We start from the raw sequence: 14,591 nt of genomic DNA, 5'->3' as shown, positions 1-14,591 counted from the left end.
TCTCAGGCTTCTAGCGGCTGACCTGCCACATCTTTATCGTCTTTTTTCAGGATGAAAAATGCATACAACGTAGCACAGATAACAATTCCTGCAATAATCAGGAACGTGTTCTGGTAACCGATATTATCGCGCAAGCTGCCGAGTGGCACCGAAAAGATAATGCCACCTACCGAAGCTGCAATTTGGAAACCTACCATATAGAGCGTAGCCGATACGCGCGTGTCAAAATGAAGCGTAAAGTAACGGAAAATAGCCAGGACAAAGAGAGCCGTTTCCGGGGCATGCAAAAGTTTGATAAGACCAATCCCCAGTGGCGTCGAAGCCAAACCGCATCCACCGATACGGCAGACCATGATCAGGCAGCCTAACAGCAGCGCACGACGCACGCCAATCCGTTTCATCAAGATTGGCACCAATCCCATCATGACGAACTCCAAAAACACCTGAACCGAATTCAAAATACCATAGGCCTGCTGTCCTTCCTCAGGCGTAGCAAAGAAGCGCGTGAAAAATTCAGGGAACATCTGCTGGTCAAACACGGTGTAAAACGTCCAACTCAGGATAACAAAAATGATGATCCGCCAAAGATCCATAATGCCAAAGACCTGAACAATCTCCTTGATGGATGGCGATTTCGTCGCCTTATCGCGCTCCTCACGATTCTCATACTTCGCAACATTTTCTTCTTTGTTTTCCGGTTTTACGAACACCAGGATAGCGAGCAGTACCGCCGACACCGCGGAACCAGTCCAAAAAACCAGATAAGGATTAATGGTAAAGAGGAATCCAGCTGCCAGCGCCGAGATGGCATAGCCAAAAGATCCCCACGCTCTAGCTTGCCCATACTCAAAGCTGTAACGACGGCTGAGTCGTTCCGTTACTGCCTCAAATACCGGGCAGGCTGCCAGATAAGCCACCGCCAAATATACCGCTCCTACCATCGCACCGACGTAAAAATTGCTGGCCAGCATCGGCACATAAACCCAGGTAAAAAATGGTGCCAAAAGGACTTGGCAGCCTACCATTGCCATGAGTAAATGCTTTTTTAATCCCAACTTATCCTGAATGGAACCATAAACAAACATCAACACCAAAGCTACGGCTGAACCAAACGTGTAGATTGTTCCCACTTGAGCTCCCGTAAATCCCTGCTTGGACGTCAGCCAAATCTGGAAAAATGACCACCAAATCCCCCATCCAGCAAAGAACAAAAGAATTTCCAGTGAACCCGTCCGATAAAACGGATTTTTTAGTGCCTTCATCAAAATGTTTTGCATGATTGTTGTTCCCCCTTAAGTTACCTCAATCAATAAAGATTAGATTCACTCTCTAACCGCCATGCTTTCGTCTGATTTGCCGACTTTGCCAGCAAACGGCAAGTTACATCATCTTGCCAATACATACGCTCGGTAAACGTCAATTCCCCATCATCAACGAATATTTCTGCTGAACTCTTATCAAGGAAAATCTGCAATTTGAGAGGCCCTTCTGACCGCCGCAAAGCCGCCCGTTCGCCATCCTCTGTATTGCGGTTCAAAACCAGCCGTCCACCGGGTTCCAGGCTGAGCTGCAGATTCCTGCTGCCATCGGTAAGCAGGAGCAGCACGCCTTCCGCCTTATCCGCAAAGGTCAGTTCCAATTCAGCCACTTTCCCCAGTTTATAATCCTGCTGCGCTTCGAGCTGTCCATCCAGCAGCACTTCCTGCCGCAGTCCCTTGAGCTCTGCTACTGGTTTTTGGACGAGATACCCATCCTTTACCGATAACTCACGCGGAAGTGTCAGAGCACCCGCCCAGCCATCTTCGATTTCCGGCATAGAGGAATCCCAAGCATTCATCCAAGCTATCATCACACGTCTTCCATCCGGTGTCAACATCGTCTGAGCTGCATAAAAATCATGCCCATGATCAATTTCCACAAAATCCTGATGGACAAGTTTTTTATCCTCGACCCGGCCCAGCAAATATCCCGTCTGATTCAGATTACGGAAACGATCACCATCTGCCTCAATTCCCTGCGGTGACATCAATAGAATATCCTGATTATCCAAATGGAAGAAATCAGGGCACTCCCACATGTAACCTTCCTTATCTTTGCCAACGGATTTACAAAGTTCCGTAGCCAACTGCCAGTGCAAAAGATCCGGCGATTGATAAACAAGTGCCCGACCAAGACCTTCTATATCCTGACTCCCCAACACCATATAAAAGGTCTCACCTTCCTGCCAAACTTTAGGATCACGGAAGTGTTTCGTATTTCCCACCGGCGTTTTCAGTACCGGATTAGCACCATACTTCGTGAAATGAATGCCATCTTCACTCCAAGCCACACGTTGGTCCTGATAAAAATTTTCCGGATCAATAGCATCTGGTGTATGGTGTCCCGTGTAGATAAGCCATAATCTATCATCATGAACCACTGCACTGCCAGAGAAGCACCCATTTTCATATTCATCGGGTGCTAACGCTATCGGCAAGGTCTCCCAATGAACTAAATCACGACTGCGCGCATGTCCCCAGTGCATGGGCCCCCACTCAGCAGCATAAGGATAATATTGGTAAAAAATATGATACCAACCTTTAAAAAAAGAAAAACCATTAGGATCATTCATCCATCCTCCTGGAGTCATCAGATGATACCCCAAACGATAGCGCCTATTCGTTATTGCTATCGGCTCTTTCATAGTCATACTCCCCTTCATTTTATATCACATTCTCTTATTGAACCGGTTCAATGAACCGGTTCAATAAGTATTTTAGACTTATTTCTTCTGATTGTCAACAGATTTATAATATATACTTTTTTTTTTTTATTCTGAAAAAACACAAAAAAAAAGAGACCTATTAACAGGTCTCTCCCTTCAGAACGGTTGGGGGTAATACCCAAGGCGAATCATCTTGACTGCCATTTATCAGACTGACAATTTTTTTTGCTGCTATTTCCGCTAATTCGGCAATTGGTTGACGCACCGCCGTCAATTTTAAAATACCATTCTGGGTGATATAGGTACCATCATATGCTACCAATTTTAACTGTTCAGGTACCTTTATCCCTCGTCGTACGGCTAACTGCAAACAACTTGACACCGATACATCCGAACCTAAAATGCCATCAACATCAGGAAATTCGTCAAAAATCCTTTCAGCCAATTCCATTGATTCCTTGAAGCCAAAACTATTCCATGGCAATGCAACAACATCCGTTCGCACTCCATGAGCCTGCATCACCTTATTAAACGCCTGATGGTATTCTCCAGCTGGTGTTTTTACCATCTGCGATCCAGAAATTTCCACAATATGGTGGCAATCATGTTGCAAAAACGCCTGTGCTGCCATTTCTCCCCCCAAAACATGATTGGTATGAACGATGGGGATATCCGGACTCAAATAGCGATCGAAGGCAATAATTGGCTGTTTTACCCCTTGATAAATCGCGGTATCTAACGAATGCGCCCCCATGATAATTCCATCCATATTCTGGCGTTGAAGCATCTCAAGAAAAACATGCTCAGCATTTTCTTTTTGTCGCGTACAACAAAGCATCGTCTTATATCCCAAATGATACAAAGCTTCTTCTAAGTCCCCCACCAATTCCGCAAAAAAAGGATGGGACACTGTCGGTACAATAATTCCTACCGTCATAGTACGCTTAAGCGATAAATTACGCGCCATTTCACTGGGGACATACTGCAACTTCTCAACAGCAGACTCCACTTTCTGGCGAATTGCCGGTGACCCGTAATCTGCATGATTAAGTACCATCGAAACGGTTCCTACCGATACCCCAGCTTCCCGCGCCACATCACGAATTCGTGCCAACCACCGCACCTCCTGTTTCATCAGCTACTTGCTAATTATTGTAAACCATAATCGAGCAAATTGCCAATGCCTATTACACAAGTCCGTTGAAATAAAAAATGACCGGTCATAGTAGTGACCGATCATTTCCCTATCGTTATGCAATATTATTTGTAATACGCCACACCAGCTTCAAAGAGTTGCTGATCTTTGCAGCCTGGTACATTGCGCGCGACATTTTCTCCAATGCGCTCCGAGTGTCCCATCTTACCCAAGACGCGTCCATCCGGGCTTGTAATGCCTTCAATGGCATTGACCGAACCGTTAGGATTGAACGGAATAGAAAGCGACGGATTTCCGGCCGCATCGACATACTGGGTAGCAATCTGCCCGCGTACACGCAGTTTCGCGATGATTTCCTGATCGGCAACAAAACGGCCTTCGCCATGCGAAATCGCAATCGTATGAGTATCTCCCACTTTGACGTTGTTAAACCACGGGGAGAGATTCGATACGACTTTGGTATGAACCATACAGGAAGCGTGGCGGCCGATGTTATTATGCGTCAGCGTCGGCGAAGATTCCGAAAGGTCCCGAATATCGCCATAGGGTACCAGCCCCAATTTGATGAGTGCCTGGAAACCATTGCAGATACCAAGCATCAGACCATCACGTTTGTTGAGGAGATTCATAACCTCTTCCTTGATGCGCGGATTGCGGAACATGGCCGCTATGAATTTTCCCGAACCATCCGGCTCGTCGCCGCCGCTGAAACCGCCCGGCAGCATAATCATCTGGGCTTTCTGAATCCCCTTGACGATTGCCTCCACCGTTTCCTCGACAGCCTGCGGCGTAAGGTTGCGGACAATCAGCGTCTCCGTCTCAGCACCAGCACGCTGCCAAGCTCTTGCCGAATCGTATTCGCAGTTCGTGCCCGGGAATACCGGGATGAATACCTTCGGACGAACGATGCTGTGCTGTGCCTTAATCACATTGCCCTTGTTGTAGGGAATGTAGGTTGCTTTATCTTTGGAACGCACCTTGACCTGCGTCGGGAAGATTTTTTCCAGCGGCGCCGTGAAAGCCTCCTCCGCATCGGCAATCATGACCACCGTATCACCACAGACAATACTCGGGCCTGCGGTGGTTTCACCGAGTTCACGATACCCGGTGCCAGCCAACATCGTTTCCACATCCGTATTGTCAGCAACTTCCAACAGGATAGAACCATAATCCGGCTTGAAAAGGTCTTCTTTGGCAATAAAGTTCGTAAATTTAAAGCCAATGCCATTGCCCAACGACATTTTCGTAACAGCAGCAGCAATACCGCCTACGCCAATGCTCTGCGCGGAGAACACTTTATGTCCTGCTGTCATCTCACTGATTTTCGCCCAATTGTGACGCATCTTGCCAAACAACGGCAAATCCTGGTCGTCCTTCGGGGCCGGTACCAGATAAACCTTATTGCCCGCGTATTTAAATTCCGGTGATATCGCAACATCAGCCTTCATGACATCAACAGCAAAAGCTGCCAGCGTCGGCGGTACATGAATATCCTCAAACGTTCCCGACATCGAATCCTTTCCGCCGATAGCCGGAATCTCCAGCTCATGCTGTGCCCAAAGCGCACCGATAAGAGCAGCAAACGGTTTGCCCCACTTCTCCGGCTCTTTGCCCAGGCTTTCGAAATATTCCTGGAACGTCAGGCGAATCTTATCTGCCCGACCGCCCAAGGCAACCATTTTGGCAGCAGCTTCAACCACAGCGTACAAAGCACCATGGAACGGACTCCATTCCGTAAAAGCCGGATTAAGACCAAAGGTCATCGCTGTAGCGGTATTCGTCTCCGCGCCAAGGACCGGCAGCTTCGCTACCATACCTTCGGCCGGCGTCAGCTGTTTCTTGCCGCCAAAGGGCATGAGCACAGTATTGCCGCCGATGGTAGAATCGAAGCGCTCAGCCAATCCCTTCTGGCTGCAAACATTGAGGTCGCGCAGATTTTCCAGCCATGCTTTCTCCACATCGCCCCCGCACTTTTTGACAGGCTCCGGGATTTCGCGCAGATAGCGTTTGCCTGCATCCGGCATATCGATAACAGCCGTGACATGCTGGCGAACACCGTTGGTATCCAAGAATTCACGGTTCATCTGGACAATCGGTTTGCCACGCCACTGCATGATAAGCCGCGGTTCTTCCGTGACATCAGCGACCTTGGTAGCCTCCAGATTTTCTGCATCGGCGAATTTGACGAAGGCATCCAAATCCTTCGGGTCGATGACGACAGCCATACGCTCCTGGGATTCCGAAATTGCCAGTTCCGTACCATCGAGGCCGGCATATTTCTTCTTGACGGCATCCAAATCGATAATCAGGCCATCGGCCAACTCGCCAATAGCTACGGCCACACCACCGGCACCAAAATCGTTGCAACGTTTAATCATGCGGCTGACTTCCGGATTGCGGAACAAGCGCTGAATCTTGCGCTCCGTCGGCGGATTACCCTTCTGCACCTCTGCACCGCAGCTCGTCAACGACTCTTCCGTATGCTCTTTCGAGGACCCCGTCGCACCGCCGCAGCCGTCACGGCCCGTCCGGCCGCCTACAAGCACGATGAAATCACCAGCTGCTGGACGCTCGCGGACAACATTGACTTTCGGCGCCGCAGCGATAACGGCACCAATTTCCATGCGCTTTGCCATATAGCCCTCATGGTAGACCTCGCGAACCTGTCCCGTAGCCAGACCAATCTGGTTGCCATAAGCACTGTAGCCAGCAGCTGCGCCCAGGGTAATTTTCTTCTGTGGCAGTTTTCCGGCCATCGTATCTTTAAGCGGACGGCGCGGATCAGCGGCCCCCGTTACGCGCATCGCTTGATAGACATAGGAACGTCCCGAAAGCGGATCACGGATTGCACCACCAAGACAAGTAGCCGCGCCACCAAAAGGCTCGATTTCCGTCGGATGATTGTGCGTCTCGTTCTTGAACATCACGAGCCACTCTTCCTCTTTGCCATCGATATCCGCCGTTACCACAATACTGCAGGCATTGATTTCCTCCGATTTATCCAAATCCGCGAGCTTGCCCTGCTTTCTGAGGGCTTTCATCCCGATGACGGCAATATCCATCAAGGTCACATCGCGCGGTTTATCGGCGTAAATTTCCTTGCGGTCTGCCAAATATTTCTCATAAGCCTTCGTGATAGCGGGAGAAAAGTAACCATCTTTAATATCGACCATATCGATTGCCGTCGTGAAAGTAGTATGACGGCAATGATCCGACCAATAGGTATCGATAACGCGAAGTTCCGTAATCGTCGGCGCACGATGCTCCTCATCGCGGAAATACTGCTGGCAAAAGAGCAAGTCTTCCAGACTCATCGCAAAGCCCTTCTGCTCCCAAAACGCTTTGACCCCAGCTTCGTCCAGTCCGTTGAAGTCTTCCAGCACTTCAACATCAGCCGGTTCCTCATAGGTTATATTCAGCGACTCTGGTTTCGTAAGGCTTGCCTCACGGCTCTCCACAGCATTGATGCAGTAATCCTTGATTTTGTTGAAATCCTCACGACTCACGTCTCCTACAATGACGATAACCCGTGCGGTGGCAATCTGCGGGCGCTCTTTCTGCGTAACGAGCTGCACGCACTGCGCTGCCGAGTCTGCCGTCTGGTCATACTGTCCCGGCAGATATTCGACCGCAAAGACCCGCGAATTCGGGAAATGCGGCAATTTCTCCTCATATACCACATCCACCGGCGGCTCAGAAAAAACCACCGACTTGACCGCAGCGTACTCCTCATCACTCAACCCCTCGATATCATAGCGTTTGATGATGCGGACGGCCTTGAGTTCTTCCAATTGGAAGGTCTCCTTTAGGTCGCTGCAGAGCTGCTGGGCCGGGATGTCAAAGAATCCCTGTCGTTTCTCTACGAAAATTCTTCTTACAGTCATGAGTGTTCTTTTCCTCCAATAGAATTAGAAATAATGAAACCATAAAGCTTTATATAGATAAAATAGGCATAGCAACCCCCGAAAGGCCTGCTATGCCTATTGCATCACAAACAATCCACCGAAATTTTAACCACCACTTTGGTTACAGGGCCCGGCTCGCCCTCTACTGCACCCTGCGGACGATGTACATCTTCCGGATAAAGCACAGCAAAACGCCCCGGCGTCAGCACGATATTGCTGTCCGGTATCAACTCTTCATAAAAGGTTATGTCCTTTTCCGCATCGTAAGGCTCCGCCACTTTAAGATCCGGGCTGAACGGACACCATCCCATGTATTCCTCGCCCTCAACGACAAACTGGATATCCACATACTTCTTATGGGTCTCCGGACGACATTTCTCAAGGACACGGGTCGTATACCGTTGCAGATTCGCCACGCATTTATCGCCATCAATCGGATAGCGTCCATCTTCTAATTTCGTGAAGTCATGGCTCCGCAGATACTCCAACGCCTTCTGTACAATCTCCGGGTAGTCTGCGTGACCGTTATCCAACGAATCAATGCTGCCGATAAACATGCAATAACCTTCTTCCTTATTTCTGCTTCTTTCTCCTGAAAATACTATTCGTGTTAGTATTTCATTATCATTTTACCTAAAACAACTGCGTATTGCAAGAACACACCGCCATCTTTATCAAAAAGACAACAATTTTTCAACAAAGGGACATATGAGCTGTTCGCCTTCGCCATCTGTCTATCACAAACAGACAGTGGCTAATTTTGACTTGTCAAAAACTGTTTCACTGTGATATGATTAGCTTATATGGTTAGAGGCAATGACTGAATAAGTATCTGAATTCTTTCCTTTCAGAGAGACGATGGCCGGTGCGAATCGTCAGACAGAACCAGAGAAAGCTGCTCACGAGCCTGCAGAGCCGAATAAGTTCTGCCGTTTGCCGCGTTAAGGCCTCGAGTGGATTCACAGCGTGAATCCGATTAAGGTGGTACCACGGGAATAAGCCCTCGTCCTTTTACAGGATGAGGGCTTTTGTTGTAGCGAACAATAAAGGAGGAATATTCATGCGCGAACTCTTGGAGCTTCTCGAACACGACGCCCGCCGTCCAGTAGGCGAACTTGCCTCCATGCTCAATCGCAGTGAGTATGAAGTCGAAAAAAACATCAAGGACCTGGAAAAGAACAAAATCATTCTGTCCTACAATACACTGATCAATTGGGAAAAATTTGGCGACGACACGGTCACCGCTATGATTGAAATCAATCTGACGCCGCAGCGCGAAGTCGGTTTTGATGCCATTGCCGAACGCATCTACCGCTTTGACGAAGTCCGTACCGTCTATCTCATGAGCGGCAGCTTTGACCTGATGGTCATCATCGAGGGCAAATCCTTGAAAGAAGTAGCAAACTTCGTTGCCAAACGTCTTTCCACCATTGAAGGCGTCACGCAGACCCGCAGCCACTTCATGTTAAAGCCCTACAAAAAAGACGGCACGATTATCGACGATGAAGAACGTGACCGCAGACTGGTGGTGAGCCCATGATAGAATCGCGAAAAGACTGGGCAGATCGTCTCTCCCCAGGAGTAAATGCCATTGCGCCTTCAGGCATCCGCAAATTTTTTGACATTGCCGCCCAGATGGACGATGTCATTTCCCTCGGTGTTGGCGAACCAGATTTCGTCACCCCATGGTCTATCCGTGAAAGCTGCGTCTATGGACTGGAACAGGGTTATACCTCCTACACGGCCAATCGCGGCTTGCCAGAGCTTCGGGAAGAAATCTGCAACCATTATCAGCAGAATTACCACGTAACCTATGATGCCGCCACCGACGTACTCGTGACGGTAGGCGTCAGCGAAGCCCTCGATATCGCCATGCGTGCTATTCTAGCGCCAGGCGATGAGGTCCTGATTCCGGAACCATGCTACGTTTCCTACCAGGCCTGCACCACGCTGGCCGGTGGCGTACCTGTAGCGGTACCGGCAAAGATTGAAAACGAATTCCGCATCACGCCGGCAGAACTGGAGGAACACGTCACGGACCGCACCAAAGTCCTGCTGATTGGCTATCCGAACAATCCTACCGGCGCTATCATGACACGAAAAGACCTCCTAGCCATTGCCGACTTCGCCGAAAAACACGACCTCATTGTCATTTCCGACGAAATCTATGGAGATCTCACCTACGGCAGTGAGGAACATGTCTGCTTCTCCTCGCTGCCCCGTATGCAGGAGCGGACCATTCTTTTGAATGGATTCTCCAAAGCCTATGCCATGACCGGCTGGCGCATCGGCTACGCCTTAGCCAATCCCACGCTCACCGCTGCCATGACGAAGATCCACCAGTACACGATGCTTTGCGCACCAATCACCGCGCAAATTGCCGCCGTCGAAGCGCTTCGTCACGGGGAAAAATACATGAAAAAAATGGTTGCCGAATACGACCGGCGCCGCCGTCTAATCTATGATGGCCTGACCAAAATGGGGCTCGAATGCTTCGAGCCGAAAGGCGCCTTCTACATTTTCCCCAACATCAGCTCCACGGGCTACACTTCCAACGAGTTTGCGGAAGAATTGCTAAAAGCCGAACACGTTGCCCTCGTCCCAGGCAGTGCCTTTGGCACCTGCGGAGAAGGTCATGTACGCTGTTCCTATGCTACTTCGATTGATAAAATTTCCGAAGCATTGAACCGTATCGAGAACTTCTTGAAAAATCACAAAAAGTAAATAAAAAACGACAACGAGGTATTGCCAAAATTCTTGGCAATACCTCGTTGTCGTTGAGCACAATCATTCCTCTTCGGCATGTCGCGGATTTTTATGCACAACCTCGATAGCTTGGGCAATGGCCTGTATGACTTCCACCTCATACTGAGCGCTCATTTCATCCAGTCGCGTAAAAACATCGCCTTTATGCGAGGAAATATAACGCGGCTTCAGATGATTCAACGCCAAGGTGGCAATATCCCGCTTACACAGATCGCACGTGCAGCAAACTGGATACTGCGCCATAACATCATCCAGTTTCTCGAGGACCAAATCTTCCATATAATTTTTAAGTTCCATCTTAACCCCCTCCTAGCACATTCTAAGGTAATTATATCATGTTTTGTCTCATTTCCCTAATATTTCAACAAATCTTTCTCCGTTTGACATTAAATTGCAACAATGATATAATAGTTACTGTTGTTAAACACAACGTCGCGCTCGTAGTCCAGTGGATAGGACGTTGGCCTCCGGAGCCGAAGGCGGCAGTTCGACTCTGCCCGAGCGCACCATTTTGAATGTTAAAAGCCATCCTTGATTTTATCATTAAGGATGGCTTTTTTGTTTGTTTTCTATCAGTCTTTGATAAGTTCGAGAATCTCTTTCGCCGAAAGATTGTTGGCCTGCATGTATTCCAGCAGTTCTGCGTACTCTACTTTTGCCTGTTTCTCCTTGACCGTTTCCAACTCAGCTTTAAGCGCCTTGATTTCGCGCTGCTTCTTCTCAATCTTTTCCGAAACCTGTTTCATCTTTACTTCGTAATTGACTGTTCTTGCCATTTTCTACATCCTCCACATCTGAGTTATTTATGATAATTATTCATAAATGCTATTATATAAAAATACTACACCGTTTGTCTACTTTCTCCTGCCACTTTTATGGAAACAACGACAAAAGGAGTTGCGAAAAAGCATGTGGAAAAACCACACACTCTTTCTGCAACTCCTTCTTGATCTAAGTTTCGCTAGTTAACGCATCGTTTCCTCAAGCCGTAAAGGATACGTTATCCGCCACTTCGAGTCTATTTGCATTTGCCGGAGCATTGGACGTGCTCTCGATGGCAGCAGCCTGGCCTCTGACATCTTTATCCTCTGCATCGACCGATTCTGCCGGAGCAGCCTCCTGGTCTACAGCAGCGACTACCATATCATTTTCTTCCTCAATGGTTGCCGCCATCTGTTCTTTCGTCTCCTGCGTTACCGAAGCCGGCAAAGTATTCAACCCTTTATTTACCGCCTCATTATGACTCAACGGTTTGGTGTTCGGATCAACGCCTGGATCATCCGACGGGTCCGTTCCCGGTTTATCACCTGGATCATCATTCGGTAAATCCGTTACCGTAAAGCCGCTGATATCAACGCCTTCGGCTGCCTCAATCGGCGAAGAGGATTTCTTAGTCGCAGCATCAAATACCGTACCGCTGGCTGCCGTGATTTTCGGGCTGTTGAGGTTGATGCTTCCCGAACCAGCTGCAAATTTCCCACCGTTTATCGCAATGCTGTCCGTACCATTTACCGTTATCGTGTTGGCATCATTATATAAATTGAAATTCATGCCTACCGTATATTCCGTCGTTTTGGTCGGCACATTGAACGTCACATTTTTGCCCGAAAACGTTGCTTCAATAGGACCTTTTGCGCCATGACCAGCCACATCCCCCTTCTGATCGATCCAAGCCGTATCGAAATAACCATTAAAGGTAATATTATTCTCCGCATGGAAGGTTACCGTCGAACGGTCCCAAGTTTTGTCGTAGGGCACATTTACCTTATTGGGATCATCCCACCATGAAGAATTGCTGTCCTCGGTATTGATTTTAAAGGACACTCCATCGGCTACTTCTAAATTGACGCTATTGGTCGTAAAGTTGCCATAGACATCAATGACGTTCGGCGTGGAAATCTTGATATCGCCTTTGGCTTTTGCATTGTCCCCAAAGGATAAGCTTTTCCATTCTGTATCGCCAGCCTCTACGGTCGAAAGAGTCAGGTTCGTAGCCGTTAAATTAGCCGTATCCGCCACATTGATGCCATTGGGATTTACCACATACACTTGATAAAGCCCCGTAGTTGACAAGGTGCCGGCAATATTTGACATGGACCCGCTATTGACAATGTTGACAAAGGGCACCCCCTGACCATTTAAGACCAGACTCTCACCATTTGCAATATCGAAGGAATCCCATTTGATGATCAACGCTTTATCATTGGCGTCATAGACCTTCTGCGCTTGGAATTCATCACCAGAAATGGCATCAAACTTCCCACAGTTATTGTCGAGATATCGATTCGATCCATTGACCCAAACACCACCATTTAAGACTTCACCGCCCTGAGGCATCGCCTGTACCAGCGGAGCACTCATGGAAAATACCAGCCCGCTGGCCACAGCAAAACGAAGAATCTTTTTCGATAAGGTTGTTTTTTTCATCTTACTTCCGCTCCTTACTTAGAAACTCAATCCAGCCCAGAAATTCCAACGGCGATGACCGGCAGGATCTTTTTTGACATGATCCGGCTCACTGAGCACCCAGGCATAATCCGTAGCCAAGGAAAAGTTTGCCGTATTGTAACGAATTCCAAGCCCCGTCGATGCCAGATTCGTTGCCGTATTGCCATGATGATTTTTGATGCGGGCGCCATCGACAAAGGCGATTCCACGCAGACCACTCTTCTCCGGCGTGTAGAATTCCACACTTCCCGATACGCCATTATCGGCCGTGCGGATATTCTCATCAAAGCCACGGACACTGTCCATACCGCCTACGCCAAACTTCTCACAGCTGATGAGGTTCTTATTCGCCAACTGTCCAGCAGCGCGCGTATTTAAAAGCCAGGAATTTTTTTCCTTGCTCAGGCGTTTCAGATAGTTCGCATTCGCATGGAAAATCAGATATTTCGTATCGGCATCTGCCGTCATGGCCTTGAAGTCCGTCTTATTACCGGCGACATTTCCCTGAAGGCCAAAACGATAACCGAAATTATGGGATGCCCCGCGGTCGCGATGATAAAATGCTACCGTTGCATCTTCATGATGGAGGTCATAATTGATTTTGGCACCGCCGCCACCAGGAAGAGCCAATGCCAAACTATTATCCGTCTGATGATAGTTCAAACCGAAATCCAGGAAGTCGCGCTCACGCTGACTGTGTTTGAAATAATGCTGATACGATACGCCAGCACGGGTGCTCTTACCCGTAGCCGACAAATCAAACAACGGCGTAGTGGACAGGTTCGTGAGTTTCGAATCCGAATGGCTGGCAGAGAAAGTCAGCGTATCGCCAGAGCTTGGCAGATTCCAACGGTAGGAAACAGCCCCCTGCCTTACATTGCTGTCCTTATCGAGTGATGTCGTGCTGACCAAAGCCGCACCAAGCGTATCCCCACGCCCCGTAAGATTGCGGTTAACATAGGTAGTCGTCCCACGCCAATTGCCGCTGTATTTGTTACCATTGTTGGCAAACTGCACGCCAACTGCAACCTTTTTCCCCGTTACGGCATTTACTACTGCCCGGTAGCCGTCACCATCCGGCTGGAAATTGACATGCAATTTAATGGCGCCTTCTTCGTTATACAGGGCGATGGTCCGACTGAGATCCTGTACATTTACCTTATCCCCTTTGAGCTGAGGTACCAGCAAGAGAATTTTATCTTTATCGTAAGCCGAGCCATCCGCGACATCGACTCCGGTAAGCGTTACTGTACTATGTGCCAGGCGCTGTGCCTTTTCGGAAAGCGTCTCATGAACCGGTGACTCCAGCTGTTTTTCCAACGCTTCCTCGGCCGTCGTTTTCGCAGCCTCCGTCGACGGCATATAAGCAGCCGAAAGACCAAGCAAAACCGTCAGCGCGAGAGCTGTAGTTCTTTCTCTCTTCAGTTTCATCGTTCTTCTCCCCCTGTTTCTCTCTTTTGGTATTGTAATGTATTCTTTAATTCGGTTTAAGCTTACCACTAGCAAATAATATTAAACAATCAATAACCGACGAACTGAAACGCTGTTACATAAAAAATCTCTTGCCTGCCAGCAAAAAACCCCGCCCCTGAAACACTGTTTCAAAAGAATC

General features: G+C 48.5%; 11 protein-coding genes, 1 tRNA gene and 1 other annotated feature. Of the genes, 3 read left to right on the top strand and 9 right to left on the bottom strand.

All coding sequences use genetic code 11. The annotated features are described in order from the left end of the window. Window positions 1–2 precede the first annotated feature (2 nt). The 5 genes from T504_RS0106765 to T504_RS0106745 all read right to left on the bottom strand — a co-directional run bounded on the left by T504_RS0106765 (window position 3) and on the right by T504_RS0106745 (window position 8,322). Window positions 3–1,277, bottom strand: coding sequence for an oligosaccharide MFS transporter (locus T504_RS0106765; protein ID WP_033170307.1), 1,275 nt, complete (start codon window positions 1,275–1,277; stop codon window positions 3–5). A 29-nt stretch (window positions 1,278–1,306) separates the two neighbouring features. After that, window positions 1,307–2,683 carry a glycoside hydrolase family 32 protein gene (locus T504_RS0106760; RefSeq protein ID WP_081823398.1) on the bottom strand — a complete coding sequence of 459 codons (1,377 nt, stop codon included), beginning with the start codon at window positions 2,681–2,683 and terminating at the stop codon, window positions 1,307–1,309. 160 nt (window positions 2,684–2,843) lie between these two features. Beyond that, a complete protein-coding gene (locus T504_RS0106755; RefSeq protein ID WP_231473874.1) occupies window positions 2,844–3,827 on the bottom strand; it encodes a LacI family DNA-binding transcriptional regulator in 984 nt (327 codons plus the stop codon). Window positions 3,828–3,964: 137 nt separating this feature from the next. Beyond that, window positions 3,965–7,744, bottom strand: a complete 3,780-nt coding sequence (locus T504_RS0106750) for a phosphoribosylformylglycinamidine synthase (RefSeq protein WP_033170305.1) — start codon at window positions 7,742–7,744, stop codon at window positions 3,965–3,967. Window positions 7,745–7,848: 104 nt separating this feature from the next. Further along, window positions 7,849–8,322, bottom strand: coding sequence for a NanQ anomerase/TabA/YiaL family protein (locus T504_RS0106745; RefSeq protein WP_051635245.1), 474 nt, complete (start codon window positions 8,320–8,322; stop codon window positions 7,849–7,851). A 250-nt stretch (window positions 8,323–8,572) separates the two neighbouring features. Next, window positions 8,573–8,779 (top strand) — a binding site (T-box leader). Between the two features lie 46 nt (window positions 8,780–8,825). Between T504_RS0106745 and T504_RS0106740 the strand changes: the two genes are divergently transcribed. Together T504_RS0106740 and T504_RS0106735 are read left to right on the top strand one after the other, a co-directional pair. Further along, the gene (locus tag T504_RS0106740; protein WP_033170304.1) at window positions 8,826–9,305 is read left to right on the top strand and encodes an Lrp/AsnC family transcriptional regulator; all 480 of its coding nucleotides are present in this window, start codon (window positions 8,826–8,828) and stop codon (window positions 9,303–9,305) included. Further along, window positions 9,302–10,489, top strand: coding sequence for an aminotransferase class I/II-fold pyridoxal phosphate-dependent enzyme (locus tag T504_RS0106735; protein ID WP_033170303.1), 1,188 nt, complete (start codon window positions 9,302–9,304; stop codon window positions 10,487–10,489). Before T504_RS0106740 ends, T504_RS0106735 begins: the two co-directional genes overlap by 4 nt. Window positions 10,490–10,552: 63 nt before the next feature. On the opposite strand, the gene T504_RS0106730 is transcribed toward T504_RS0106735, so the two are convergent. Beyond that, a complete protein-coding gene (locus T504_RS0106730; RefSeq protein ID WP_033170302.1) occupies window positions 10,553–10,828 on the bottom strand; it encodes a late competence development ComFB family protein in 276 nt (91 codons plus the stop codon). A 137-nt stretch (window positions 10,829–10,965) separates the two neighbouring features. Between T504_RS0106730 and T504_RS0106725 the strand changes: the two genes are divergently transcribed. Beyond that, window positions 10,966–11,040: transfer RNA gene (locus tag T504_RS0106725), tRNA-Arg, on the top strand. Between the two features lie 63 nt (window positions 11,041–11,103). Here the strand turns inward: T504_RS0106725 and T504_RS0106720 are convergent. The 3 genes from T504_RS0106720 to T504_RS0106710 form a co-directional block, all read right to left on the bottom strand. Continuing rightward, window positions 11,104–11,307 (bottom strand): hypothetical protein, encoded by a 204-nt coding sequence (locus T504_RS0106720; protein WP_033170301.1) that lies wholly within the window; start codon window positions 11,305–11,307, stop codon window positions 11,104–11,106. 205 nt (window positions 11,308–11,512) lie between these two features. Beyond that, window positions 11,513–12,958, bottom strand: a complete 1,446-nt coding sequence (locus tag T504_RS0106715) for a filamentous hemagglutinin N-terminal domain-containing protein (RefSeq protein ID WP_033170300.1) — start codon at window positions 12,956–12,958, stop codon at window positions 11,513–11,515. Between the two features lie 18 nt (window positions 12,959–12,976). After that, entirely contained in the window at window positions 12,977–14,410 is a 1,434-nt protein-coding gene (locus T504_RS0106710; RefSeq protein ID WP_033170299.1) for a ShlB/FhaC/HecB family hemolysin secretion/activation protein, read from the bottom strand. Window positions 14,411–14,591 lie beyond the last annotated feature (181 nt).

The sequence above is a fragment of the Selenomonas sp. ND2010 genome, from assembly GCF_000702005.1.
In the GTDB taxonomy this organism is placed as follows: Bacteria; Bacillota; Negativicutes; order Selenomonadales; family Selenomonadaceae; genus Selenomonas_A.
This window is presented reverse-complemented; position numbering and strand designations above follow the sequence as displayed.

Bases quoted from the DNA above. Each gene is read 5' to 3' on its own strand.
- T504_RS0106765 (WP_033170307.1), bottom strand. From the start codon at position 1,277: ATGCAAAACATTTTGATGAAGGCACTAAAAAATCCGTTTTATCGGACG.
- T504_RS0106730 (WP_033170302.1), bottom strand. From the start codon at position 10,828: ATGGAACTTAAAAATTATATGGAAGATTTGGTCCTCGAGAAACTGGAT.
- T504_RS0106740 (WP_033170304.1), top strand. From the start codon at position 8,826: ATGCGCGAACTCTTGGAGCTTCTCGAACACGACGCCCGCCGTCCAGTA.
- T504_RS0106720 (WP_033170301.1), bottom strand. From the start codon at position 11,307: ATGGCAAGAACAGTCAATTACGAAGTAAAGATGAAACAGGTTTCGGAA.
- T504_RS0106750 (WP_033170305.1), bottom strand. From the start codon at position 7,744: ATGACTGTAAGAAGAATTTTCGTAGAGAAACGACAGGGATTCTTTGAC.
- T504_RS0106735 (WP_033170303.1), top strand. From the start codon at position 9,302: ATGATAGAATCGCGAAAAGACTGGGCAGATCGTCTCTCCCCAGGAGTA.
- T504_RS0106715 (WP_033170300.1), bottom strand. From the start codon at position 12,958: ATGAAAAAAACAACCTTATCGAAAAAGATTCTTCGTTTTGCTGTGGCC.
- T504_RS0106710 (WP_033170299.1), bottom strand. From the start codon at position 14,410: ATGAAACTGAAGAGAGAAAGAACTACAGCTCTCGCGCTGACGGTTTTG.
- T504_RS0106760 (WP_081823398.1), bottom strand. From the start codon at position 2,683: ATGAAAGAGCCGATAGCAATAACGAATAGGCGCTATCGTTTGGGGTAT.
- T504_RS0106745 (WP_051635245.1), bottom strand. From the start codon at position 8,322: ATGTTTATCGGCAGCATTGATTCGTTGGATAACGGTCACGCAGACTAC.